Genomic DNA, 23,745 nt, shown 5'->3' with positions numbered 1-23,745 from the left:
AATGCACCGATAACGGACGCAACAGCAATCATCGCCGCGCCGTCGGCACCGGTCCCCGCGATCACCCGACGGCACCCCGCGCAAGGAGAATCACGAATGTACGGTTCCAGCCGTCAATATGCCGAGCAGTACCGCCAGGTGGGGGTGACCAGTGCGGTCGCCGATGCCGATCCACACAAGCTGGTGGCGATGCTGCTGGCCGGCGCGCTGGAGCGCGTGCGCCGCGCCCTGGCCAGCCTTGAACGCGGTGACCAGGCCGGCAAGGGCAAGGCGATCGGCGAAGTCTGCGCGATCGTCGGCCACCTCAACGGCTCGCTGGACCATGAGGCCGGTGGCGAGATCGCCGGAAATCTGTCGGCGCTGTACGACTACGTGCTGCAGCGCCTGACCGAGGCCAACCTGCACAACGACCGTGCCGCGCTGGATGAATCGCTGCAGCTGCTGGGCGAGATCGACAGCGCCTGGAACGCGATCCCGCACGAACAGCGCCGCCCGGCCGCGGTGGCGCCATGAGCCTGCAGGAACTGCATGCGCAGCTGGATGCCTTCGAGAGAGCCTTGGGCGAAGAATCCCTCGACCAGGCAGACAGCCTGCTCGACGGCCACGACAGCACTCTGCACGCCCTGCTCAGCCAGCCGCTGACCGCTGCGGACCACGCGCCGCTGAGCGCCCTGTTCGAGCGCCAGCAGAGTCTGCTCGGCCTGCTGCGCCAGCGCCGTGATGCCGTGGCCGCACTGATGAACGACGGCCAGCGCTCCCTTCGCGCGGCGCATGCCTATCTGCAGGCAGAATCGCTGGCATGACCTCGCTGCCGACCACCTCGCTGCATCACCCGGCCGAAAGCGAGCTGTTCGACGAGACGCTCAGCTGCGAACTGGCCCTGCCGGCCGAGTTCCAGGCGGGCAGCGCGGCCGGCCGCACCAGCAGCGCCGAAGGCCTGCTGCGCAGCCTGGCACTGGTCGAGGACAGCCGCGGCGACGAGCACGACGAACGCAACGAAGCCAGCCTGCAGCTGCAGCGCCTGGAAGCCAAGCTGGACCTGGCGATGGTGCTGCTCGGCCGGCTGGTGCGCCAGCAGGGCCAGGAGCTGACCCTGCGCCCGGTGCGCTGGTCGCGCCGTGGCATCCGCCTTCAGCTGGGCCCGCGCAGTGGCGCAAGCCCCGGCCAGGCCGGCGTGGTGCGCCTGCAGCCCAGCGACTGGCTGCCCGACCACATCGACCTGCCGGTGGAGGTCGTCGCAGAAGCCGCCGACGGTAGCGGCGGGCACTTCCTGTGGCTGCGCTTCCAGCGTTTGGGCGATGGCCTGGAGATGGCGATGGAGCGGCACCTGTTCCGCCTGCACCGCCGCCAGGTGGCCGAGGCACGCCGCGCACGCTGAAACCCGCCCCCTTGGCGCTGTACGGCCGACCCTTGGCGCGCCCGTTCAGCTAAGTTAAGGTGGATGCCCCTACACGGATCTGCTGCGTGCCTGTGCGAGTTCTCATCGTCGACGATCACACCCTTGTCCGCGCCGGCCTGGCGCGGCTGCTGCAGGGGTTTGCCGACGTGCAGCTCGTGGCCGAGGCCAGCAACGCCGAACAGGCACTGCAGCTGTCCCTGCAGCACGCACCGGATGTGGTGCTGATGGACCTCTCGCTGCCGGGCCGCACCGGCCTGGAAGCGCTCAGCGACATCCGCCTGCGTGCCCCCGGTACCCGGGTGGTGATGATGACCATGCACGACGATGCCGCCCACGTGCGCGATGCACTGGATCGTGGCGCGGTCGGGTTCGTGGTGAAGGACGCCGCACCGCAGGAACTGGAACTGGCACTGCGGGCCGCGCACGCCGGCCAGGTGTTCCTGAGCCCGCAGATCTCGGCCAAGATGCTGGCGCCGATGCTGGGCCGCGAGAAACCCACCGGCATCGCCGCACTCTCACCACGGCAGCGCGAGATCCTGCGCCGCATCGGCAAGGGCGAGAGCAACAAGGAAATCGCCGCCGATCTCGGCATCAGCGTCAAGACGGTGGAGACCCACCGCGCGCGGATGATGGAATCGCTGGGCTGCCGCCGCGCCAATGACCTGCTTCTGCTGGCCGCACGCCATCAGCACGAGCTCGAGTAGGCGCCGGTATCGGGGTCAGATCCCTTTCCCGCGGAAAAGGATCTGACCCCGCGACACCCTGCAGCGGCGACGACATCCCGTCACCCCGACATTCCCTGACAGGAATCCGTACCCCGACCGGCGCGCGCCAAGCGGCTTCGCCACCACAAATCAATGACTTGGCGACGCATTTCGTCAATTTCCCGCGTCGGTGTAGGGAATTCCCCTACACCCTGTCGGGAGTTCCACGAAATGCATCAGGAACCCCCCGATTCCGCCCCCGCCGGATCAAAAGCAAGATGCGTTCCACAAGGCGCCGGGGAGCGGTGCCGGGGAACCACGATGAAGGCTGCACTCTCGACCCAGCTGGGCCAGCAACTCCACCTCACCCCGCAACTGCTGCAGTCGATCCGGCTGCTGCAGCTCGATGGCCTGCACCTGGAGCAGGAAATCCAGCGCCTGCTGGACTCCAACCCGCTGCTGGAGATCGAGGAGGCCGAAGCGCCCGCTGCTGACGCCACCGAAGCGAGTGCCACCACCCTCGACACCGCCGCCTTTGACGAACTGCCCGAGCCGTCGATGTGGGACGTGGCCGGCGCCAGTTGGCAGGACGGCGACGACGATCGCATGGCGCGCATCGCCGCCGGCGAGTCGACCGACCCGCAGCTGCGCGTGCTGCAGCGCCTGGCGCTGGACATGGACGACCGCCAGCTGGCGGTGGCCGCGTTCTGGCTGGACCACTGCGATGAGGCCGGCTACCTGCAGGCGCCGCTGGCCCAGCTGCAGCTGCTGGCCAGCGCCCAGTTCGACATCGCTGCCGACGGCGTGGAAGCCATCCGCCAGCAGCTGCTGCATGGCGAGCCCGCCGGCATGGCCGCGCAGGACCTGCGCGAAGGCCTGCAGGCGCAGCTGCGCAGCCTGCATGGCGTGGTGCCGGCCCGCCACCTGGCCGCACGCATTCTCGATGGCGCGCTCGACGCGCTCGCGGCCCACGACTACCCCGCCCTCGCCCGCCAGCACGACGCCGAGATCGACGACGTGCGCGAGGCGGTGCGCCTGATCCTATCGCTGCAGCCGCGCCCCGGCGACAGCCTGCTGCCCGAACGCAACGCCGTGGTGGTGCCGGACGTGGTCGCCTGGCACGCTGATGGGCAGTGGAAGGTCGCACTGAACCCGGCCACCAGCCGCCGCGTGTCGATCAACAGCCAGTACGAACAGGCCCTGGCCGAGACCAGCGACGCCGCCCCGGCACTGCGCGAAATGCTGCAGGAGGCGCGCTGGTTCAGCCGCGGCCTGTCGATGCGCTACGACACCCTGCTGCGCACCGCGCGGGTGATCGTCGAGCGCCAGGCCGCCTTCCTGGTCCGTGGCGAAGAGGCCATGGCGCCGTTGACCCTGAAGGAAGTGGCCGAGGAGATCGGCATGCACGAGTCCACCGTCTCGCGCATCACCACCGGCAAGTTCCTGCAGACCCCGCGCGGCACCTTCGAACTGAAGCACTTCTTCGCCGTGCGCCTGGAAGGCGCCAGCGTCTCCGGCCAGGCGGTGAAGGCCATGGTCCGCCGCCTGATCGACGCCGAACCGGCCGGCCGGCCGCTGGCCGATGAGGCCATTGCCGGCCTGCTGTCACGCCAGGGGGTGAACATTGCCCGCCGAACCGTCGCAAAATACCGAGAACAACTGGATATCGCCCCGGCCCGCGAACGGCGCCGGCTCAGCGCCAGGCAACCCCAGCTGGCCCGGGTGGGCTGAAAAGGATGTTGGACATGAACAAGCTCACGGTCCTGCTGGTCGATGACCACGAGGGCTTCATCAACGCGGCGATGCGCCATTTCCGCAAGATCGACTGGCTGCAGATCGTCGGCAGTGCCGGCAACGGCCTGGAAGCGATCGAGCGCTCGGAAACGCTGCGCCCGCAGGTGGTGCTGATGGACCTGGCGATGCCGGAAATGGGCGGCCTGCAGGCCACCCGCCTGATCAAGTCGCAGGACGATGCACCGTACATCGTGATCGCCAGCCACTTCGACGACGCCGAGCACCGCGAACACGCGCTGCGCGCCGGCGCCGACAACTTTGTCAGCAAGCTGTCCTACATCCAGGAAGTCATGCCGATCCTGGAAGGCCTCAGGGAGGATCGATCGTGAGCGAATCGCGCATCCTGGTGCTGGACAACGACGCCGTGCGCGCAGAGCGCACCGTTGCCCTGCTGGAATTCATGGACTTCAACCCGCGCTGGGTGTCCGACGCGGCCGACTTCGACCTGGGCCGCCAGCGCCAGAACGACTGGATGGCAGTGATCGTCGGCAGCCTGGATGACAGCGCCGCCAGTACCGCGCTGTACCACTGGCTGGGCGGCAGCAGCCTGCCGCCGCCGGTGCTGCTGGCCGATGGTGATGCTGCAGCGTTTGCCCAGCAGCACGGTCTGCACGAGGCCAACATCTGGCCGCTGGAAACGCCGCTGCGCCACGCGCAGATGGAAGCCCTGCTGCGCCGCGCCAGCCTCAAGCGCCTGGATGCCGAGCACCAGGCCGGCGCCGCGCAGGATCAAGGCCCGACCGGCAACGGCCCGGCGGTCACCGCGCTGCGCACCATGATCGAGCAGGTGGCCGCGTTCGACACCACCGTGCTGGTGCTGGGCGAATCCGGCACCGGCAAGGAAGTGGTATCGCGCGCCATCCACCAGCGCTCGCCGCGCCGTGATGGCCCGTTCGTGGCAATCAACTGTGGCGCCATTCCGGCCGACCTGCTGGAAAGCGAACTGTTCGGCCACGAGAAGGGCGCCTTCACCGGCGCACTGACCGCGCGCAAGGGCCGGTTTGAAATGGCCGAGGGCGGCACCCTGCTGCTCGACGAAATCGGCGACATGAGCCTGCCGATGCAGGTGAAGCTGCTGCGCGTGCTGCAGGAACGCAGTTTCGAGCGCGTTGGCGGCAACCAGACCATCCGCTGCAACGTGCGCGTGGTGGCCGCGACCCACCGCGACCTGGAGACCCGCATCGCCGAGGGCAAGTTCCGCGAGGACCTGTTCTACCGCCTCAACGTGTTCCCGATCGACGTGCCCGCGCTGCGCGAACGGCGCGAAGACCTGCCGGCGCTGGTGGAAACCATCGCCGCGCAGCTGGCCCGCACCGGCCGTGGCGAAGTGCGCTTCACCCCGGAAGCCCTGCAGGCCCTGGCCGGCTACGAGTGGCCGGGCAACGTGCGCGAGCTGACCAACCTGGTCGAGCGCCTGGCGGTGCTGCATCCGGGCGGCTCGGTGCGCGTGCAGGACCTGCCGGCCCGCTATCGTGGCGATGCCGCGCTGGCAGCGGTGGCCGCAGCGGTACCTGCAGCGCCGGTTGCCAGCGAAGAACGCCTGGACCTGCGCAGCTTCTCGTTCCACACGCCCGGCAGCGGCAACCAGCCGGCGCTGGAGCACGGCATCGCCGTCAATCGCCCGGCGGCACCGGCGGCACTGCCCGACGACGGCCTGGACCTGCGCAACCACATGGCCAACATCGAACTGGGGCTGATCAACGAAGCACTGGAACGCACCCAGGGCGTGGTCGCCCACGCCGCCCAGCTGCTTGGCCTGCGCCGCACCACCCTGGTGGAAAAGCTGCGCAAGTACGGCATCGAGCGCGAGCAGGCCGAACTGGCCGGCTGAAGCGCGCGACCCGCATGAAGGGGGCACGAACGCCTGGGCTTACCCGGGCGTTGGTGTTTGTGGTGCCCGGGGTCAGATCCCTTTCCTGCGGAAAGGGATCTGACCCCATTGCATTTGCACGTTTTCCTAGAGACAACGGAATCGCACTGCGGAGCATGGCAGGGACATCCCAAGGAGGTCCCACCATGCATCACCTGATCCTGCTCGCCGTCCTGCTCTGCCCGGCCCTGGCCACCGCGGCCAACTGCACCCTGCCCGCCACGCTCGACCAACGCCAGTTCACCAACCTCAGCGACCCGTTGTACGCCCCGGACAACCCCAACGCCGGACGCATGGTGCAGCTCAGCTTTGCTGGCAGCCAGTACGTGCTGGACATCCTCGGCACCGACCGCCGCATCGGCGGCAGCTACCGCTACCAGCGCCTGGCCCCGCATATCGCGGAAATCCAGATGACCGAGGCCCACCCGGCCGGCCCCGCCCACTACACCCTGCTGCTGACGTGCCAGAGCGACCGCCAAGGCCGTTTCATCTACACCCAGCATGACGGCCCCATCGCACCGCGCCAGCGCCAGAATTCCGGCCGATGGACCCTGCAGCCATAGGCCAGAAAACCGACGCCGGTTAAATGGCGCCGCCAATGGGGTCAGAGCCCGTGCCGACCAACGGTCGGCACCCACCATCAGCAGCAGGTTCCAACAGATCGCGGCCACCTGTCGAAGGCGGGGGGGGGTCCGGTTGCGGGGGCGTGAGCGCCATGGATGGCGCGACCGAGCCTCCATGGACGGATTTACGGCGTCCCCCGTAACCGGACCCACCCCGCCATCCCTCAGTAGACCCGCTTCTGCTGTTGCTCCGGCTCCGGCTCCGGCTTCGGCCGTTGCCGTTGAGGTTGCCGGCCAGCGGCCGGCACTACCGCGGGGCGCGGGGTGCAACCCCGCACGCACACCCAACCTCCTCACTTCACTGAATCGAAAACCGGTTTCGGCACGGCACTTGCACTGGCTCCAGCAGACAACCCCATCCCTGTTTCTGGAACCGTTGCAGATGTCCCACTCCGTCACTTCGATCCTTTCGCAGATCCGCTCCTATCAGACCCAGATGGGACAGCCGGCGCTCAACCCGCTGGGCGAAACGCCGCGCAGCAATGCCCTGCCGGGCACGGTGCTGGATGCGCCGCAGGTGCAGCCGGCCAGCTTCACCGAAACCCTGCGTGGTGCGATTGCCGGCGTCAACGACGCGCAGCAGAAATCCGGCGCCCTCGCCAAGGCCTTCGAAATGGGCGACCCCAGCGCCGACCTGGCCAAGGTGATGGTCGCCTCGCAGCAGTCCCAGATCGCCTTCCGCGCCACCGTGGAAGTCCGCAACCGTCTCGTCCAGGCCTACCAGGACGTGATGAACATGCCGCTGTAAGGAACGTTGACGCATGGCACTGACGCTCTCCAAGGACAGCCTGAACGCCGAGAAGGCCGGGCAATGGTTCGACCGCCTGCAGAGTCTGCAGATCACCCGTCGGCTGGGCCTGATGGCGATGATCGCGGTGGCGGTGGCGGCAGGCCTGTCCGTGTTCTTCTGGTCACAGAAGCCGGGCATGGTCCCGCTGTACACCGGCCTGGACCAGAAGGCGACCGCTGAAGCGACCGACCTGCTGCGCGCCGCGCAGATTCCGTTCGCGCTCGACCCGGCCACCGGTGGCATCACCGTGCCGGAAAAGAACCTGCATGATGCCCGCCTGAAGCTCGCCGGCTCCGGCCTGACCGACAGCGGCAAGCTGGGCTTCGAGCTGATGGAACGCGACCCGGGCTTTGGTGTCAGCCAGTTCGTGGAAAGCGCGCGCTACCAGCACGCGCTGGAAACCGAGCTGTCGCGCACCATCAACACGCTGCGCCCGGTGCGCGATTCGCGCGTGCACCTGGCCATTCCCAAGCCCAGCGCGTTCACCCGCCAGCGTGACGTGGCCAGCGCCTCGGTCACCCTGGAACTGCGTGGCGGCCAGCAGCTGGAGCGCAGCCAGGTCGATGCCATCGTGCACATGGTCGCCGCCAGCATTCCGGACCTCGCGCCGGAACGGGTGACCGTGGTCGACCAGAGCGGGCGCATGCTCAGCATCACCGACCCGAACAGCGAGGCGGCGGTCAACGCGGCCCAGTTCGAGCAGGTGCGCCGCCAGGAAACTTCGTTCAACCAGCGCATCCGCGAACTGCTGGAACCGATGACCGGCCCCGGCCGCGTCAACCCGGAAGTGAGCGTGGACATGGATTTCTCGGTGACCGAGGAAGCCCGCGAGCTCTACAACGGCGAGCCGCAGAAGCTGCGCAGCGAGCAGATGAGCGAGAACACCACCAGCACGCCGGGCCCGCAGGGCGTGCCGGGTGCGACCAGCAACAGCCCGCCGGGCCAGCAGGCCGCACCGGCCACCGCGCAGGCCCCGACCGAAAGCAGCAAGAACGCGACCCGCAACTACGAGCTGGACCGCACCCTGCAGCACACCCGCCAGCCGGCCGGCCGCATCAAGCGCGTCTCGGTGGCGGTGCTGGTGGACAACGTGCCGCGCGCCGGCGCCAACGGCAAGATGAGCCCGCAGCCGCTGTCGGCTGCCGAACTGACCCGCGTCGAAGCGCTGGTCAAGCAGGCCGTCGGCTTCAACGCCGAGCGTGGCGACACCGTGTCGGTGATGAATGCCCCGTTCGTGCGTGACACCACGCCGGTCGAAGGCCCGTCGTGGTGGGAGCTGCCGTGGGTGCACGATGCCGGCCGCATGCTGCTTGGCGCGGTGGTGGTGCTGGCGCTGCTGTTCGGCGTGCTGCGTCCGGCGCTGCGCGCGATCACCGGCCAGAGCAGGAAGAACGACGAACAGGCACTCGAGCCGCATACCGCGGACGTGCAGCTGGTCGATGACGATGGCATGCCGCTGCCGGCGCTGGGCGCTGACCGGGCCAGCCTGGGCGGGCCGGAAGCACTGGCCCTGCCGGTGGATTCATATGAGGAACGATTGCGGATGGCGCGTGAAGCCGTGAAGACCGACTCCAAGCGCGTGGCCCAGGTGGTCAAGGGTTGGGTAGCAAATGACTGAGGCCGCACTGACTGGCGTGCAGCGCGCCGCCGTACTGCTGCTTTCGCTGGGTGAGCTGGACGCGGCCGAAGTGCTGCGCCACATGGAACCCAAGGAGGTGCAGAAAATCGGCATCGCCATGGCCACCATGACCGACATCACCCGCGAGCAGGTGGAGCGGGTGATGGACCAGTTCGGCCAGGAGCTGGGCTCGAAGACCTCACTCGGCGTTGGCTCGGACGACTACATCCGCAACATGCTGGTGCAGGCGCTGGGCAGCGAGAAGGCCGGCAACCTGATCGACCGCATCCTGCTCGGCCGCAACACCACCGGCCTGGACGCGCTGAAGTGGATGGACCCGCGTGCGGTGGCCGACCTGGTGCGCAACGAGCACCCGCAGATCATCGCCATCGTGATGGCGCACCTGGAAACCGACCAGGCCGCCGACGCGCTGAAGCTGCTGCCGGACCGTACCCGCGTGGACGTGCTGCTGCGCATCGCTACCCTCGACGGCATTCCGCCGAACGCGCTCAATGAACTCAACGAGATCATGGAGCGCCAGTTCGCCGGCAACCAGAACCTGAAGTCGTCGAACATCGGTGGCGTGCAGTGCGCGGCCAACATCCTGAACTTCATGGACAGCGGCCAGGACCAGGCGATCCTGGGCGAAATCGCCCGCATCGATGCGCCGTTGAGCAACCGCATCCAGGACCTGATGTTCGTGTTCGACGATCTGGTCGACCTGGACGACCGCGAGATGCAGCTGGTGCTGCGCGAGGTGAGCGGCGAGCGCCTGGGCCTGGCCCTGCGCGGCGCCGACATCAAGGTGCGCGACAAGATCACCCGCAACATGTCGCAGCGCGCGGCCGAGATCCTGCTGGAAGACATGGAAGCCCGCGGGCCGGTGCGCCTGTCCGACGTGGAAGGCGCGCAGCGCGAGATCCTGGCCATCGTCAAGCGCATGGCCGATGAAGGCACCGTCACCATCGGCGGCAGCGCGGAGGCCATGCTGTGAGCAACGTCGTGCGCTGGCTTGCCCCGGACCTGCTGGCCCAGCCCGAACCGGCGCTGGAGCAGGAGGACGCGTTCGAACTCACCGAGCCGGACCCGGAACACGAACCGGAGCCGCCGCTGCAGCTGCCGACCCTGGAGGAAATCCAGGCGATCCAGGACAGCGCGGAGAAGGAAGGATTCGATCAGGGCCATGCCGAAGGGTACGGCCAGGGCCAGGCGGAGGTGCGTCGCCTCGCCGCGCAGATCGAAGGCATCCTCGACAACTTCAGCCGGCCGCTGGTGCGGCTGGAGAACGAAGTGGTCGGCGCCCTTGGTGAACTGGCGGTGCGCATCGCCGGCGCGCTGGTCGGCCGCGCCTACGAGGCCGAGCCGGCACTGCTGGCGCAGCTGGTCGGCGAAGCGATTGACGCCGTGGGCGGCAGCACCCGCGAGGTGGAAGTGCGGCTGCACCCGGATGACATCGCCGCGCTTGCCCCGCTGCTGAACCTGTCGCCGGCGCAGCGCCTGGTACCGGATACCAGCCTCAGCCGTGGCGACCTGCGCGTGCACGCCGAAGCCGTACGCATCGACGGCACCCTGGAGGCCCGCCTGCGCGGTGCGCTGGATGCGGTGATCCGCCAGACCGGGGCGACGGCATGAGCGCCGCACCGCAAACGACGCCGCCGCCGGCCGACTGGGCCGTGGCCCGCAACCTGCGCCTGGCCCGCCGCCTGGACGGCCTGCGCGTGGATACCGCGCATGGCCGTGGGCTGATCCGCGAGGGCGTGCTGCGCCGCGCGGTCGGGCTCACCCTGGAAGCGGTCGGCTGCGAGGCGCCGCTGGGCGCCAGCTGCAAGGTGGAAGTGGTCGATGGTGGCTGGGTCGATGCCGAAGTGGTCGGCTTTGCCGGTGAGCGCACCTACCTGATGCCCAGCGCCGAACTGCACGGCCTGCTGCCCAACGCCCGCGTGGTACCGTCGGCGCGGCGTGGCGGCGTGGAAGTGGGTGAAGGCCTGCTCGGCCGCGTCATCGACAGCGACGGCGTGCCGCTGGATGGCAAGGGCCCGATCCGCGCAGAAGGGCATGTCGGCATGGCCGGCGTGTCGATCAATCCGTTGGCGCGTGAACCGATCACCCAGCCGCTGGACGTGGGCGTGCGCGCGATCAACGCGCTGTTGCCGATCGGCCGCGGGCAGCGTGTCGGCCTGTTCGCCGGTTCCGGCGTCGGCAAGTCGACGCTGCTGGGCATGATGACCCGCTACACCGCTGCCGACGTGATCGTGGTCGGCCTGATTGGTGAACGAGGCCGCGAAGTACGCGATTTCGTCGAGACCACGCTGGGCGAGGAAGGCCTGCGCCGCGCCGTGGTGGTGGCCAGCCCCGCCGACCGGCCACCCTTGGCGCGCCTGCACGGTGCCTACCGTGCCACCGCCATCGCCGAGTGGTTCCGCGACCAGGGCCTGAACGTGCTGCTGCTGATGGACTCGCTGACCCGCTTCGCCCAGGCGCAGCGCGAGATCGGCTTGTCGGTCGGTGAACCACCGACCACCCGCGGTTACCCGCCCTCGGTGTTCGCCAAGCTGCCGGCGCTGGTCGAACGCGCTGGCAACGGCGCAAAGGGCCGCGGCTCGATCACCGCGTTCTACACCGTACTGACCGAAGGCGATGATCCGCAGGATCCGATCGCCGACGCCGCACGCGCGATCCTCGACGGCCACATCCTGCTCTCGCGCCGGGTGGCCGACAGCGGCCTGTACCCGGCCATCGACGTCGAATCGTCGGTCAGCCGCGTGGTCACGGAAATCGCCGACGAGCCGTGGCGCCTGCGCATCCGCAAGTTGAAGCGACTGGTCTCGGCCTACTCGGCCAACCGTGACCTGATCGCGATCGGTGCCTACCAGCGTGGTAACGACGCGGCCACCGACGAAGCCCTGGAACGCTGGCCGGAAATCATGGAGTTCCTCGGCCAGGACGTTGCCAAGGCCGCAGATCTCCCGCACAGCCAGGCGGCGCTGCAGCGCCTGGTGGAACAAGAGAGTTAAGCCATGAACCAGTCCAAGCGCATCGATCCCCTGCTCAAGCGGGCCCAGGAACACGAGGACGCGGTCGCCCGCGACCTGGCCGAACGCCAGCGCGTGCTCGACACCCATCTGTCGCGCCTGGACGAACTGCGCCGCTATGCCGAGGAGTACGCCAACGCCCAGATGGCAGCGACCAGCCCGGCACAGCTGCTGAACCGCCGCGCCTTCCTTGATCGCCTGGACAGTGCGGTCGAGCAGCAGCAGGCCACGGTCAACGGCAACCGCGAAAAAGTGGAGGCCGAGCGCGCGCGGCTGATCCTGGCCAGCCGTGACAAGGCGGTGCTGGAGCAGCTGGCCGCCAGCTACCGCGCGCAGGAAAAGGTGGTGACCGACCGCCGCGACCAGCGCGAGATGGACGACATTGGCGCGCGGCGCGCGCGCCTGGTGCAGGCCGAAGACCAGGACGGCGCCGAGCAGGGAGGCCGCCCGTGATGCCCGCCCCGCTCGCCAGCAGCGCCAACCCGGCCACGCCCGCCACCAGCAACAGTGCCGCACGCGCCGCGCGCAGCGAAGGCGCAAAGGACTTCAGCCAGCTGCTGCAGGGCGGTGCGCCCTCCGCGCCCGCGCCTGCCGGCAGCGCTACCACACCGACGCCGTCCACGCCCAGCCAGCCATCGACCGCCGACAGCAATGGCCAGGCACCGGGCGAACGCAGCGCGGACGCGGAAGCGGCAACTGCCGAAACGCCGCCGCTACCGCCCGTTGCCCCGCCCGCGGCTGGACCCGGCACCGACAAGGACAAGCCCGCCGCGACCGAGGACGCCCCGTGGCCACCGATCGGCCTGGCCGGCCTGGTGCTGGCGATGCCGACGCCTGCCGATCCGGCCGTCGCTCTGGCGGGCAGCGCTGCACCGTCACTGGCCAGCGACGGTACGGCGCTATCCACCACTGCCCCCGCCGCGACCCCGACACTGCCTGCAGCCGCGCCGGCAGCGGCAACCGCAGCCCCCGTGGCGGCCGACGGCAAACCGGCGGCGACCAGCGCGGAGGATGCCACCGCGCTGCCATTGCCGGCGATGATCCTGCCCGGCAAGCGCAGCGAGCGCGGCGAAGGCAGTGACGTGGCCGCCGTTGGCGACCGCGCAAATACACCGTTGCTGCACGCACCGGCAGCCGCCGCCGTGCAGGACCTGAAGGCGGCGCTCGCCACCGGCAACGCGATCTTCAATGGCGAACCCACGCCCAAGCCCGTGCTGGGTGACGATGGCTTCGACCAGGCCATCGGCGCACGCCTGGGCTGGCTGGCCGACCAGAAGATCGGCCATGCCCACATCCGCCTGAGCCCGGACGACATGGGGCCGGTCGACGTGCGCCTGCAGTTGAACGGCGACAAGGTGCATGCCAGCTTCAGCAGCCCGCACGTGGACGTGCGCCAGGCACTGGAAAGCAGCCTGCCGCGCCTGCGCGAGCTGCTGGGCGAACAGGGCTTCCAGCTGGCTCACGCCGATGTCGGCCACCACGCGTCTGGTGGTGACGGCAATGCGTCGGGACAACCCGGTGGCGGCGGCATGACCGGCGACGGAGAACCGACGCCGGGCGATGCCAGCGTGTCGTCCGCGCAGTTGATCCGCCAGCGCGGCTTGCTGGACGCCTACGCCTGACAGGTGTGCCAACCAAGGTTGGCACCCACCAGGGCAGGCGGTCGGCACCTCCCCGTATTGCGTTGGTGGGTGCTGAGCTTGCTCCGCACGGCCCTACCTGCACCCCGACGGAATTCCGTCGCACCCTGCGGGCCCAGCCTTCGGCACACCCCTTGCATATCCCGGTGAAGCAACCCTCAGGAGCTTCACCCCGTGGCCGCAGCCGCTGACAAAACCAAGAAGACCGCCGAGAAGGACAAGGCCGCCAAGCCGCGTAGTCCGATCCTGATCACCGCACTGGTGGCCGTACTGGCCGCCGCTGCCGCTGGTGGCGGCGTGTGGTTCTTCACCCAGTCCAAGCACGAAGAGAAGACCGCGCAGGCGCCCAAGAAGAGCGCGACCCCGGCCCCGGCACAGTACTTCGCGCTGGACCCGGCGTTCGTGGTCAACCTCAATGGCCCGGTCGACGGCCCGCGCTACCTGCAGCTGGAGGTCCAGCTGATGACCCGCGACCCGGCCGCGCTGGAAGCGATCAAGACCCATGCCCCGGCCATCCGCGCGCGCCTGCTGATGCTGTTCTCGCAGGTCAGCCCGGACCAGATCGCCGATGTCGCCGGCAAGCAGAAGCTGCAGGCCAGTTCGCTGGTCGAGGTGCAGAAGGTGCTCAAGGCCGAGACCGGCAGCAACGGCGCCGACGATCTGCTGTTCACCAGCTTCGTGACCCAGTAAGGCCCCCCGATGAATGATCTGCTGTCCCAGGACGAGATCGATGCCCTGCTCCACGGCGTGGACAGCGGCGCGGTCGAGACCGATGCGGAACCCCCGTCAGGCGAAGCGCGCTCGTACGACTTCGCCAGCCAGGACCGCATCATCCGTGGTCGCATGCCGACCCTGGAAATGGTCCACGAGCGCTTCGCGCGCCTGTGGCGGATCGGCCTGTTCAATCTGATCCGGCGCTCGGCCGAGCTGTCGGTGCGCGGCATCGAACTGATCAAGTTCAACGACTACATGCACTCGCTGTATGTGCCGACCAACCTGAACCTGATCCGCTTCAAGCCGCTGCGCGGTACCGGCCTGATCGTGTTCGAGCCGACCCTGGTGTTCGCCATCGTCGACAACTTCTTCGGCGGCGACGGGCGCTACCCGACCCGCATCGAGGGCCGCGAATTCACGGCCACCGAAATGCGGGTGATCCACCTGCTGCTGAAGCAGACCTTCGCCGACCTGCGCGAAGCGTGGGCACCGGTGATGGACGTCGACTTCGAGTACATCAACTCGGAGATCAACCCGCATTTCGCCAACATCGTGACCCCGCGCGAGTACGTGGTGGTGTGCCGCCTGCACGTCGAGCTCGACGGCGGCGGCGGTGACATCCACGTCACCCTGCCCTACTCGATGCTGGAACCGATCCGCGAACTGCTCGACGCCGGCATCCAGAGCGACCGCAACGACCGCGACGAGAGCTGGGGCAAGACCCTGCGCGAGCAGCTCAACATCGCCGAAGTCACCCTGTCCAGCGTACTGGCCAGCAAGCGCATGACCCTGCGCGACCTGACCCAGCTGAAGGTCGGCGACATCCTGCCGATCGAGCTGAGCCCGCAGGTGCCGCTGTGCGTGGAGAACATCCCTGTGTTCACCGGCGAGTTCGGCATCGCCAACGGCATGAACGCCGTGAAGATCACCGCTACCCATCCGCCGGGCACCCGCCCGCGCGTACCCGTCATCCAGGAAGACCCGCAATGAACGATATCGACGCCCTCGAACCGACCCCGGCCCAGTTCAGCAGCCTGCAGGCCGACGAGGCCAACGGTCCGGACCTGAACCTGGACGTGATCCTCGATGTGCCGGTGACCCTGTCGCTGGAAGTCGGTCGTGCCCGCCTGCCGATCCGCAACCTGCTGCAGCTCAACCAGGGTTCAGTGGTGGAACTGGAGCGCGGTGCCGGCGAATCGCTGGACGTGTTCGTCAACGGCACCCTGATCGCCCACGGCGAAGTGGTGGTGATCAATGACCGCTTCGGCGTGCGCCTGACCGACGTGGTCAGCCCGAGCGAGCGGATCCGGAGACTGCGTTGAGCCTGCTGGCCTCCACCCTGCTGGCGGTCGGCAAGACCGCAGCGCCGATCGGCCCGCAGGTCGGCCAGCACGCGGCCGCCGCACCCAGCCTGTTCGGTGCGGTGCTGGCGCTGCTGGCGGTGCTGGCGCTGGTGATCGGCCTGGGCTGGCTGCTCAAGCGCATGCCCTGCAGCGGCTTCCGCCCGGCCGAAGGCATGAAGCTGGTGGCCAGCCTCAGCGTCGGCGCCAAGGAGCGCGTGGTGGTGGTGGAGGTCAACGGCCAGCAATTGCTGCTGGGCGTCACTGCCGGCGGCATCAACACCCTGCATACCCTGCCCGAACCGTTGCCGGCACCGGCGCCGGTGCGCGTGCCGGATTTCAAGAACCTGCCGAATTTCGCCCAGCTGCTGCAGCAGCGGCTGCGCAAGGACCCCTGACATGCGTGTCACCCGTACCCGTGTTGCCACCCTGATGCCGTGGCTGCTGTTGCTTGCCCTGTGCCTGTTGCCGGTGCTGGCGTTCGCCGCGCCCGGCGCCCCGGCCACCCCGCTGCCGGACGTCAACGTCGGCAAGATCGGCGGCCAGCCGGTCAGCCTGCCGCTGCAGACCCTGCTGCTGATGACCGCGATCACCCTGATCCCGTCGATGCTGCTGGTGCTGACCTCGTTCACCCGCATCATCATCGTGCTGGGCCTGCTGCGCCAGGCACTGGGTACCGGCCAGACGCCGTCCAACCAGGTACTGCTGGGCCTGGCCCTGTTCCTCACCGCGATGGTGATGATGCCGACCTGGGACAAGGCGTGGAGCACGGGCATGGCGCCCTATCTCAACGGCGACATCGACTTCCAGACCGCCTGGACATTGACCACGCAGCCGCTGCGCGGGTTCATGCTGGCGCAGATCCGCGAGACCGACCTGATGACCTTCGCCGGCATCGCCGGGCACGGCACCTACGCCAGCCCCGATGCGATCCCGTTCCCGGTGCTGGTCGCTTCGTTCGTCACCAGCGAACTGAAGACCGCTTTCGAGATCGGCTTCCTGATCTTCATTCCGTTCGTGATCATCGATCTGGTCGTCGCCAGCGTGCTGATGTCCATGGGCATGATGATGCTGTCGCCGATGCTGGTGTCGGCACCGTTCAAGATCCTGCTGTTCGTGCTGGTGGATGGCTGGGTGCTGACCGTGGGCACGCTGGCGGCCAGCTTCAATCCCGCGTGACGCGATCCGGCGCGATTGAAAGACAGTCGAGCATGGCTCGACTCTATATATGAAGGTGGAACCCGAATGTCTCCCGAACTTGCCTTGACCGAACTGCGTGGCGGCCTGATCACCGTGCTGTGGGTGGCCGGCCCGCTGCTGCTCACCGTACTGGTGGTGGGCGTGGTGGTCGGTGTCGTGCAGGCTGCAACCCAGCTCAATGAACCGACCATCGCCTTCGTCGCCAAGGCGGCAGCGCTGACCGCGGTGCTGTTCGCGCTGGGCAGCCTGCTGATCGGCCACTTGGTTGAATTCACCACGCTGCTGTTCCAGCGCATTCCGCACCTGATCGGCTAGGACACGCACTTCGATGGACGCCGCGACACAGATGGCGGCCGACGGCCTGCAGGCCTTCGGCATGATCGGCACCGTGCTGTGGACCATGCTGCGCATCGGCGCGGTGGCCATGGCCATGCCCATGGTCGGCACGCGTGCGGTGCCGTCGCGGGTGCGCGTGGTACTGGCCGGCACCCTGGCCATTGCACTGGCGCCGCTGCTGCCACCGGTACCGGACTGGACCGGCTTCGACGCGGCTACGGTGCTGACCATCGCGCGCGAACTGGCCATCGGCGTTTCCATCGGTTTCATGCTGCGGCTGGTATTCGAAGCCGGTGCGATGGCCGGCGAACTGATCGCGCAGGGCACCGGCCTGGCCTTCGCGCAGATGAGCGACCCGCTGCGCGGTGGCACTTCGGGTGTGATCGGCCAGTGGTTCTACCTGCTGTTCGGCCTGCTGTTCTTCACCGCCAACGGCCACCTGGCGTTGATTTCGCTGCTGGTCGACAGCTACCGCGCACTGCCGATCGGCGCCCCGCTGCCGGACCCGCACGCCTTCTTCAGCATCGCCCCGACCTTCCTGCTGACCGTGCTGCGCGGCGCGCTGACGCTGGCCATTCCGCTCACCGTGGCGATGCTGGCGGTGAACCTGGCCTTCGGCGTACTGGCGCGTGCCGCCCCTGCGCTGAATCCGATCCAGCTGGGCCTGCCGGTCTCGCTGCTGCTGGGCCTGTTCCTGCTGGCCCTGCTGGCCGGGGAAATGGGGCCGCCGGTACAGCGCCTGTTCGACGCCGCCTTCCAGGCTGCGGACGCGGTCACACACTGACCCGATCATCACGTTCTACTGCTTGCCATGCATTTGTTTCTGTAGAGCCGAGCCCATGCTCGGCTGCCGCTCCTGCCGAAGGCAGCCGAGCATGGGCTCGGCTCTACAGAGGCGCAATTTCACGTATTGCCGCTTGAAGTCCCCCCCGGTCTGCGCGTTAGAGTGAATGCGCGGCAACCGGGGGGATGCCGCACATGGCCGGCGTCGTGCGTCGGCCTGCCTCATGCATGCCCCACCGTGGTTTCCGTCGACAGGCAGGTCCGGGAGACTGACGAATGCTGGTAGGCACGTACAACCCGTGGCTGGTGGCGATCTCGCTGCTGGTCGCCGTGATGGCTTCATACACCGCGCTGGCGATGGCCGGGCGCACGGTGACCGCCCCGGGCAGGGGCGCGGCCTGGTGGTGGCGGCTGGGCGGTGGCTTCGCCATGGGCCTGGGCATCTGGTCGATGCATTTCATCGGCATGCTGGCTTTCGACCTGCCCATCCCATTGGGCTACGACCTTCCCATCACCCTGCTCTCGCTTGCGCTTGCCATCGCCTCATCGGTGTTCGCGCTGTGGCTGGTCTCGCTGCGCACCCTGCCCCACCCGCGATTGGCGGTCGGCGCCCTGCTGATGGGCACCGGCATCGCCGGCATGCATTACGTTGGCATGGCTGCAATGCGCATGCAGCCGGGCATCGACTACGACCCGGGTTGGCTGCTGTTCTCGCTGATGGTGGCGGTGGCTGCCTCCTGGACCGCGCTGTACGTGGCGTTCCGGCTGCGCGCCCAGCGCACCCGCATCGGTGATCGACTGGCGGCGGCGGGCCTGCTCGGCCTGGCCATCGTCGGCATGCATTACACCGGCATGGCCGCTGCGCGCTTCCCGGAAGGCAGCGTCTGTGGCGCGGCGGTCGGCGATGGCCTGCAGAACGAGTGGCTGGCGATGCTGGTGGTGGTGCTGACCGTGGCGATCCTGGCCGTGGTGCTGGTGGTCTCATGGCTGGACCAGCGCGTGGAAGCGCAACTGCTGCGGCTGCGCAATTCGATGCTGAGCACCTCGTTGACCGACGCGCAGCAGGAACTGACCCAGGCCGCGCTGCACGATCCGCTCACCCGCCTGCCCAACCGCCTGCTGCTGCAGCGGCGCATCGTGCAGGCACTGGCCGAGGCCGAACAGGGCGGCAACCGCTTCGCGGTGATGTTCATGGACCTGGACGGCTTCAAGCAGGTCAATGATGCCTACGGCCATCAGGCCGGTGATGCGCTGCTGGTGGCGGTGGCCGAACGCACCCGCCAGCTGCTGCGCCCGCACGATATGCTGGCACGGCTGGGCGGCGACGAGTTCGTGCTGGTGGTGCGCATCGAGCACGACGAGGACCTGCCGACCCTGGCCCGGCGCATCCTGCAGGCGGTGGGCAGCGGCCCGTTGCTGCCGGACAACGAACTGCAGGTGACCGCCAGCATCGGCGTGGCGATCTGCCCGGACCACGCCGCCAGCGAGCGCCAGCTGATGGCCTTCGCCGATGCGGCGATGTACCAGGCCAAGGAGTCCGGACGCAACGCCTTCGTGCTGTTCGCCGACTGGATGAACGACAGCGCCGAGCAGCAGTTCCGGCTGCTGGCCGACCTGCGCCGCGCCATCGGCAGCGAGCAGCTGTTCCTGCACTATCAGCCGAAGATCCGCGTGGCCACGCAGAAGGTGGCCGGCGCCGAAGCGCTGATCCGCTGGCGCCATCCGGAACACGGCCTGATTCCCCCCGACCGCTTCATCCGCCTGGCCGAGCGCAGCGGTGCGATCAACGAGATCGGGCGCTGGGCGCTGGACCAGGCCTGCCAGCAGCTGCGGCGCTGGCACGACGCCGGGCATGAAAGCTGGTCGATGTCGGTGAACCTGTCGCCGGTGCAGTTCAGTTCGCCGCACCTGCTGCAGGATGTGCGCGAGGTGATCGAGCGCCATGGCATTGCCCCGCGCCACCTGGTGCTGGAGATCACTGAAAGCACCGTCATGCGCGATACCGATACCAGTCTTCGCCTGCTGCAGGCGCTGTCGGCGCTGGGCGTGGGCATCTCCATCGATGATTTCGGAACCGGCTATTCCAGCCTGCTGTACCTGAAGCGGCTGCCGGCCACCGAGATCAAGATCGACCATGCGTTCGTGCGCGACCTGGAACACAGTGCCGAAGACGTGGTGATCGTCTCGGCGATCGTGGCGCTGGGCCATGCGCTGGACATGGACATCGTCGCCGAGGGCGTGGAGACCGCCGCGCAGCGCGCCTACCTGGAACGCCTGGGCTGCGACTTCCTGCAGGGATACCTGCTGGGCCGCCCGGTCGATGCGGCGCGCTTCATGCAGCTGCACGACCTGCCCCGGCCGCGGGTGGAACTGGCACAGAGCCCGCCGCCGCAATACCCGCCCGGCTGACACCGGGCCACGCGCGCCCGCCATCACGGAACGATTCCTGCGGCACTCTCCTGTAGAGCCGAGCTCATGCCCGGCTGTGCTTCGCGCCTGGCCCCAACCGTAGCCGAGCGTGGGCTCGGCTCTACAGAACGGGCCGTCGGTAGACCCACGCCAGGCGTGGAACGGTTCTTGCACGCACCCCGGCACCCCCTGCCGCAGTGCCCGTGATGTCCGAGAACGAATCCGCCGGCGAAAAGACCGAACAACCCACCGAAAAACGCCTGCGCGACGCCCGTGAACAGGGCAACCTGCCGCGCTCGCGCGAACTTGGCACCGCCGCCGTGTTCGGCGCCGGCGTGCTGGCGGTGATGGCCATGAGCGGCTCGATCGGCCGTGGCGCCACGGCCTGGATGAAGCACGCGCTCAGCCCCGAACAGAGCCTGCGGCAGAACCCGAAGGAACTGTTCGGCCACTTCGGCGACCTGCTGCTGCAGTTCCTGCTGGTGATCGCACCGCTGGTGCTGGTCTGCCTGCTGGCCAGCTTCGTCGCCCCGCTGGTGATGGGCGGCCTGCGCTGGTCGCAGAAGGCGTTGCTGCCCGACATCAACCGCATGAACCCGATGAGCGGGCTCAAGCGCCTGTATGGCCCGGAGGCGATTGCCGAATTCACCAAATCGCTGCTGCGCGTGGCCTTCGTCGGCGTCGCCGCCGGGCTGGTGGTCTGGACCGGCTTCGACACCCTGCGCGGGCTGATCCACCACCCGCTGGAAACCGCCATCACCGATGGCCTGGGCTTCACCCTGCGCCTGCTGCTGGCCACCGCCGGCGCGATGCTGGTGCTGGCCGCCATCGATGCGCCGTACCAGCGCTGGAACTGGATGCGCAAGCTGAAGATGACCCGCGAGGAACTGCGCCGGGAAATGAAGGAAAGCGAGGGCAGCCCCGAGGTGAAGGGCCGCATCCGCCAGCTGCAGCAGCAGATGGCCAACCGCCGGATGATGGAGGCGGTGCCCACTGCCGACGTGGTGGTGGTCAACCCCACCCACTACGCGGTGGCCCTGAAGTACGAGGGCGGCGCCATGAACGCCCCCACCGTGGTCGCGCTGGGCGTGGACGAAACCGCCCTGCGCATCCGTGAAGTGGCCGACGGCAACAAGGTGGCGATCGTCTCCGCCCCGCCTTTGGCACGCGCCTTGTATCGGGAAGGCCAACTCGGAAAGGAAATCCCCGTGAGACTGTATTCGGCCGTCGCCCAGGTCCTGTCCTACGTCTACCAGCTGCGCGCCTGGCGCACTGGCCCGATGCCGGACGCCCCGCACATCCAGGTGGATGAATTCGGCAAGGGAGGCCGCCCGTGAGCGCCCAGCCCTCCGCCGGTTTCAACACCCGCCGCGCCCTGGAAATGATCCGCCAGGGCCTTGGCGCGCCGCTGATCGTGCTGGCCCTGCTGGCCATGGTCGTGGTGCCGCTGGCCGCGCCGGTGCTCGATGCGCTGTTCACCTTCAACATCGCCATCTCGCTGATGGTGCTGCTGGCGGTGGTCTACGTGAAGCGCCCGCTGGACTTCACCATCTTCCCGATCGTGCTGCTGATCACCACCATGCTGCGGCTGGCGCTGAACGTGGCCTCCACCCGCGTGATCCTGCTGAACGGCCAGAACGGCCATGATGCCGCGGGCAAGGTCATCGCCGCCTTCGGTGAATTCGTGATCGGCGGCAACTATGCGGTCGGCATCGTGGTGTTCGCGATCCTGACCATCATCAATTTCGTGGTCATTACCAAGGGTGCCGGCCGCGTTTCGGAAGTGACCGCGCGCTTCATCCTGGACGCGATGCCCGGCAAGCAGATGGCGATCGACGCCGACCTCAACGCCGGTTTGCTGACGCGTGAAGAAGCCAAGCTGCGCCGCGAGGAAGTGCGTGAGGAAGCCGACTTCTACGGTGCGATGGACGGCGCCAGCAAGTTCATCCGCGGCGATGCCATTGCCGGCATCCTGATCCTGTTCATCAACATGCTCGGCGGCCTGGCCGTGGGCGTGCTGCAGCATGGCATGCCGTTCGGCGAAGCCGCCGCCACCTACACCCTGCTGTCGATCGGTGACGGCCTGGTAGCGCAGCTGCCGGCCCTGCTGGTCTCCAGCGCCGTGGCCATGCTGGTTACCCGCGCCTCGCGCTCGCAGGACATGGCCCAGGCCATGACCGGCCAGGTGTTCGGCCAGTACCGTGCGCTGGCGATCACCGCCGGCATCATCGGCGTGGTCGGCCTGGTGCCGGGCATGCCCAACGTCGCTTTCCTGACGCTGGCCGCGATCCTCGGCTTCATCGCCTGGAAGCTGTACCGCAAGGGCAAGGCGCCGGCTGCCGATGCGGCAGGCGGTGGCACCGATGCCGCCGCACTCAACGCACTCGGCCGCCCGGCCGCACCGGCACCGACTGCCGAACTGAGCTGGGACGAACTGCGCCCGGTCGATCCGCTGGGCCTGGAGGTCGGCTACCGGCTGATCCCGCTGGTGGACAGCAACCAGGGCGGCGAACTGATGGCGCGCATCAAGGGCGTGCGCCGCAAGCTGACCCAGGATGTCGGCTTCCTGATCCCGTCGGTGCACATCCGCGACAACCTGGAACTGCCGGCCAACGGCTACCGCGTGCTGGTGCACGGCGTGCCGGTGGCCACCGCCGAGATCCACCCCGACCGCGAGCTGGCGCTGGACCCGGGCAGCGCGCTCGGCGCGCTGGAAGGCATCGCCGGCAAGGACCCCGCGTTCGGCCTGGACGCCACCTGGATCCAGCCGCACCAGCGCGCCCAGGCAGAAACGCTGGGCTACACCGTGGTCGATCCGGCCACCGTGGTCGCCACCCATCTGTCGCACCTGATCCGTGAGCACGCGCCGGAACTGCTCGGCCACGAAGAAGTGCAGCACCTGCTGGCCAACCTGGCCAAGAGCGCGCCCAAGCTCGTCGAAGATCTGACGCCGAAGGCGTTGCCGCTGTCGGCGGTGGTGCGCGTGCTGCAGAACCTGCTGGTCGAGCGCATTCCGATCCGCCAGCTGCGCAAGATCGCCGAGGCACTGGTCGAACATGCGCCCAGCAGCCAGGACCCGGCCGTGCTGACCGCCGCTGTTCGCACCGCACTGGGCCGCTTCATCGTGCAGGAGATCGCCGGAATGTCGGCGGAGCTGCCGGTATTCACCCTCAACCCGCAATTGGAACGTGTCTTGCAGGAGTCCACGCAGGGCAACGGCGCCGCGCTGGAACCCGGACTCGCTGAGCGACTGCACCAGAGCCTGGCCGAATGTGTCAGCAAGCAGGAAGCCCGCAACGAGCCCGCGGTCGTGCTGGTACCTGGCCCGGTGCGCGCCGCGCTGGCCCGCCTGGTCCGCCACAGCGTTCCGTCGCTGTCGGTCCTGGCCTACAGCGAGGTGCCGGAGGACAAGCGCCTGAAGCTGGTCGGAACGATCAGCTGACGCCGCCCTGCGATGCGCCAGAAAACAGACACCACTTTCGAACCAACGCAA

Annotated in this window: 25 protein-coding genes; all 25 read left to right on the top strand. The window is 68.4% G+C overall.

Annotation, left to right across the window (positions count from 1 at the left end):
- Window positions 1-96: 96 nt before the first annotated feature.
- The 25 genes from fliS (at window position 97) to flhA (ending at window position 23,694) form a co-directional block, all read left to right on the top strand.
- Window positions 97-513, top strand: coding sequence for a flagellar export chaperone FliS (fliS, locus tag QP609_RS10175; protein WP_005416447.1), 417 nt, complete (start codon window positions 97-99; stop codon window positions 511-513).
- A complete protein-coding gene (locus QP609_RS10170) occupies window positions 510-803 on the top strand; it encodes a hypothetical protein (protein ID WP_032959403.1) in 294 nt (97 codons plus the stop codon). The genes fliS and QP609_RS10170 overlap by 4 nt, the downstream gene beginning before the upstream one ends.
- Entirely contained in the window at window positions 800-1,378 is a 579-nt protein-coding gene (locus QP609_RS10165) for a PilZ domain-containing protein (RefSeq protein WP_014647052.1), read from the top strand. Before QP609_RS10170 ends, QP609_RS10165 begins: the two co-directional genes overlap by 4 nt.
- Before the next feature lie 92 nt (window positions 1,379-1,470).
- Window positions 1,471-2,103 carry a response regulator transcription factor gene (locus QP609_RS10160; RefSeq protein WP_032959406.1) on the top strand — a complete coding sequence of 211 codons (633 nt, stop codon included), beginning with the start codon at window positions 1,471-1,473 and terminating at the stop codon, window positions 2,101-2,103.
- Window positions 2,104-2,424: 321 nt separating this feature from the next.
- Entirely contained in the window at window positions 2,425-3,834 is a 1,410-nt protein-coding gene (gene rpoN / locus QP609_RS10155; RefSeq protein WP_197621668.1) for an RNA polymerase factor sigma-54, read from the top strand.
- Between the two features lie 14 nt (window positions 3,835-3,848).
- Window positions 3,849-4,226 (top strand): response regulator transcription factor, encoded by a 378-nt coding sequence (locus QP609_RS10150; RefSeq protein WP_010485922.1) that lies wholly within the window; start codon window positions 3,849-3,851, stop codon window positions 4,224-4,226.
- On the top strand, window positions 4,223-5,728 hold the full coding sequence (locus QP609_RS10145; protein WP_014647049.1) for a sigma-54 dependent transcriptional regulator: 1,506 nt from the start codon (window positions 4,223-4,225) through the stop codon (window positions 5,726-5,728). Before QP609_RS10150 ends, QP609_RS10145 begins: the two co-directional genes overlap by 4 nt.
- Before the next feature lie 185 nt (window positions 5,729-5,913).
- Window positions 5,914-6,330 carry a hypothetical protein gene (locus QP609_RS10140; RefSeq protein WP_014647048.1) on the top strand — a complete coding sequence of 139 codons (417 nt, stop codon included), beginning with the start codon at window positions 5,914-5,916 and terminating at the stop codon, window positions 6,328-6,330.
- Window positions 6,331-6,772: 442 nt separating this feature from the next.
- On the top strand, window positions 6,773-7,138 hold the full coding sequence (gene fliE, locus QP609_RS10135; protein WP_014037113.1) for a flagellar hook-basal body complex protein FliE: 366 nt from the start codon (window positions 6,773-6,775) through the stop codon (window positions 7,136-7,138).
- A gap of 13 nt (window positions 7,139-7,151) precedes the next feature.
- Window positions 7,152-8,798, top strand: coding sequence for a flagellar basal-body MS-ring/collar protein FliF (fliF, locus tag QP609_RS10130; protein WP_014647047.1), 1,647 nt, complete (start codon window positions 7,152-7,154; stop codon window positions 8,796-8,798).
- Between the two features lie 7 nt (window positions 8,799-8,805).
- The gene (gene fliG / locus QP609_RS10125) at window positions 8,806-9,792 is read left to right on the top strand and encodes a flagellar motor switch protein FliG (protein ID WP_024958226.1); all 987 of its coding nucleotides are present in this window, start codon (window positions 8,806-8,808) and stop codon (window positions 9,790-9,792) included.
- Window positions 9,789-10,430: a FliH/SctL family protein gene (locus QP609_RS10120; RefSeq protein WP_014647045.1), complete on the top strand. Its 642-nt coding sequence runs from the start codon at window positions 9,789-9,791 to the stop codon at window positions 10,428-10,430. The genes fliG and QP609_RS10120 overlap by 4 nt, the downstream gene beginning before the upstream one ends.
- Window positions 10,427-11,812 carry a FliI/YscN family ATPase gene (locus QP609_RS10115; RefSeq protein ID WP_014647044.1) on the top strand — a complete coding sequence of 462 codons (1,386 nt, stop codon included), beginning with the start codon at window positions 10,427-10,429 and terminating at the stop codon, window positions 11,810-11,812. Before QP609_RS10120 ends, QP609_RS10115 begins: the two co-directional genes overlap by 4 nt.
- A 3-nt stretch (window positions 11,813-11,815) precedes the next feature.
- On the top strand, window positions 11,816-12,283 hold the full coding sequence (fliJ, locus tag QP609_RS10110; RefSeq protein WP_014647043.1) for a flagellar export protein FliJ: 468 nt from the start codon (window positions 11,816-11,818) through the stop codon (window positions 12,281-12,283).
- A complete protein-coding gene (locus QP609_RS10105; RefSeq protein ID WP_197621667.1) occupies window positions 12,283-13,452 on the top strand; it encodes a flagellar hook-length control protein FliK in 1,170 nt (389 codons plus the stop codon). The genes fliJ and QP609_RS10105 overlap by 1 nt, the downstream gene beginning before the upstream one ends.
- A 192-nt stretch (window positions 13,453-13,644) precedes the next feature.
- Entirely contained in the window at window positions 13,645-14,160 is a 516-nt protein-coding gene (locus QP609_RS10100; protein ID WP_046430453.1) for a flagellar basal body-associated FliL family protein, read from the top strand.
- Window positions 14,161-14,169: 9 nt separating this feature from the next.
- On the top strand, window positions 14,170-15,174 hold the full coding sequence (gene fliM, locus QP609_RS10095) for a flagellar motor switch protein FliM (RefSeq protein WP_014647040.1): 1,005 nt from the start codon (window positions 14,170-14,172) through the stop codon (window positions 15,172-15,174).
- The gene (fliN, locus tag QP609_RS10090) at window positions 15,171-15,506 is read left to right on the top strand and encodes a flagellar motor switch protein FliN (protein WP_005409543.1); all 336 of its coding nucleotides are present in this window, start codon (window positions 15,171-15,173) and stop codon (window positions 15,504-15,506) included. Before fliM ends, fliN begins: the two co-directional genes overlap by 4 nt.
- Entirely contained in the window at window positions 15,503-15,922 is a 420-nt protein-coding gene (fliO, locus tag QP609_RS10085) for a flagellar biosynthetic protein FliO (protein WP_197621666.1), read from the top strand. Before fliN ends, fliO begins: the two co-directional genes overlap by 4 nt.
- Window position 15,923: 1 nt before the next feature.
- Window positions 15,924-16,703, top strand: a complete 780-nt coding sequence (gene fliP / locus QP609_RS10080) for a flagellar type III secretion system pore protein FliP (RefSeq protein WP_014647039.1) — start codon at window positions 15,924-15,926, stop codon at window positions 16,701-16,703.
- Window positions 16,704-16,769: 66 nt separating this feature from the next.
- On the top strand, window positions 16,770-17,039 hold the full coding sequence (locus tag QP609_RS10075) for a flagellar biosynthetic protein FliQ (RefSeq protein ID WP_005413254.1): 270 nt from the start codon (window positions 16,770-16,772) through the stop codon (window positions 17,037-17,039).
- 13 nt (window positions 17,040-17,052) lie between these two features.
- Complete coding sequence (gene fliR, locus QP609_RS10070) at window positions 17,053-17,844, top strand: flagellar biosynthetic protein FliR (RefSeq protein ID WP_014037103.1); 792 nt, start codon at window positions 17,053-17,055, stop codon at window positions 17,842-17,844.
- 275 nt (window positions 17,845-18,119) lie between these two features.
- A complete protein-coding gene (locus QP609_RS10065) occupies window positions 18,120-20,252 on the top strand; it encodes a bifunctional diguanylate cyclase/phosphodiesterase (protein ID WP_111206880.1) in 2,133 nt (710 codons plus the stop codon).
- Between the two features lie 206 nt (window positions 20,253-20,458).
- Window positions 20,459-21,589, top strand: coding sequence for a flagellar biosynthesis protein FlhB (gene flhB, locus QP609_RS10060; protein ID WP_049441911.1), 1,131 nt, complete (start codon window positions 20,459-20,461; stop codon window positions 21,587-21,589).
- Window positions 21,590-21,633: 44 nt separating this feature from the next.
- On the top strand, window positions 21,634-23,694 hold the full coding sequence (gene flhA, locus QP609_RS10055; protein ID WP_153643679.1) for a flagellar biosynthesis protein FlhA: 2,061 nt from the start codon (window positions 21,634-21,636) through the stop codon (window positions 23,692-23,694).
- The last annotated feature ends 51 nt before the right edge of the window (window positions 23,695-23,745 follow it).

This window comes from Stenotrophomonas sp. 8(2023) (assembly GCF_030345295.1).
In the GTDB taxonomy this organism is placed as follows: domain Bacteria; phylum Pseudomonadota; class Gammaproteobacteria; order Xanthomonadales; family Xanthomonadaceae; genus Stenotrophomonas; species Stenotrophomonas muris.
This window is presented reverse-complemented; position numbering and strand designations above follow the sequence as displayed.

What these genes read in the sequence shown, in the direction of transcription:
- QP609_RS10115 (WP_014647044.1), top strand. Translation starts at nt 10,427, where the DNA reads ATGAGCGCCGCACCGCAAACGACGCCGCCGCCGGCCGACTGGGCCGTG.
- QP609_RS10065 (WP_111206880.1), top strand. Translation starts at nt 18,120, where the DNA reads ATGCTGGTAGGCACGTACAACCCGTGGCTGGTGGCGATCTCGCTGCTG.
- rpoN (WP_197621668.1), top strand. Translation starts at nt 2,425, where the DNA reads ATGAAGGCTGCACTCTCGACCCAGCTGGGCCAGCAACTCCACCTCACC.
- fliP (WP_014647039.1), top strand. Translation starts at nt 15,924, where the DNA reads ATGCGTGTCACCCGTACCCGTGTTGCCACCCTGATGCCGTGGCTGCTG.
- QP609_RS10075 (WP_005413254.1), top strand. Translation starts at nt 16,770, where the DNA reads ATGTCTCCCGAACTTGCCTTGACCGAACTGCGTGGCGGCCTGATCACC.
- fliN (WP_005409543.1), top strand. Translation starts at nt 15,171, where the DNA reads ATGAACGATATCGACGCCCTCGAACCGACCCCGGCCCAGTTCAGCAGC.
- QP609_RS10170 (WP_032959403.1), top strand. Translation starts at nt 510, where the DNA reads ATGAGCCTGCAGGAACTGCATGCGCAGCTGGATGCCTTCGAGAGAGCC.
- QP609_RS10140 (WP_014647048.1), top strand. Translation starts at nt 5,914, where the DNA reads ATGCATCACCTGATCCTGCTCGCCGTCCTGCTCTGCCCGGCCCTGGCC.
- fliR (WP_014037103.1), top strand. Translation starts at nt 17,053, where the DNA reads ATGGACGCCGCGACACAGATGGCGGCCGACGGCCTGCAGGCCTTCGGC.
- fliS (WP_005416447.1), top strand. Translation starts at nt 97, where the DNA reads ATGTACGGTTCCAGCCGTCAATATGCCGAGCAGTACCGCCAGGTGGGG.
- fliM (WP_014647040.1), top strand. Translation starts at nt 14,170, where the DNA reads ATGAATGATCTGCTGTCCCAGGACGAGATCGATGCCCTGCTCCACGGC.
- fliF (WP_014647047.1), top strand. Translation starts at nt 7,152, where the DNA reads ATGGCACTGACGCTCTCCAAGGACAGCCTGAACGCCGAGAAGGCCGGG.
- fliE (WP_014037113.1), top strand. Translation starts at nt 6,773, where the DNA reads ATGTCCCACTCCGTCACTTCGATCCTTTCGCAGATCCGCTCCTATCAG.
- QP609_RS10150 (WP_010485922.1), top strand. Translation starts at nt 3,849, where the DNA reads ATGAACAAGCTCACGGTCCTGCTGGTCGATGACCACGAGGGCTTCATC.
- flhB (WP_049441911.1), top strand. Translation starts at nt 20,459, where the DNA reads ATGTCCGAGAACGAATCCGCCGGCGAAAAGACCGAACAACCCACCGAA.
- QP609_RS10105 (WP_197621667.1), top strand. Translation starts at nt 12,283, where the DNA reads ATGCCCGCCCCGCTCGCCAGCAGCGCCAACCCGGCCACGCCCGCCACC.
- fliJ (WP_014647043.1), top strand. Translation starts at nt 11,816, where the DNA reads ATGAACCAGTCCAAGCGCATCGATCCCCTGCTCAAGCGGGCCCAGGAA.
- QP609_RS10165 (WP_014647052.1), top strand. Translation starts at nt 800, where the DNA reads ATGACCTCGCTGCCGACCACCTCGCTGCATCACCCGGCCGAAAGCGAG.
- flhA (WP_153643679.1), top strand. Translation starts at nt 21,634, where the DNA reads ATGATCCGCCAGGGCCTTGGCGCGCCGCTGATCGTGCTGGCCCTGCTG.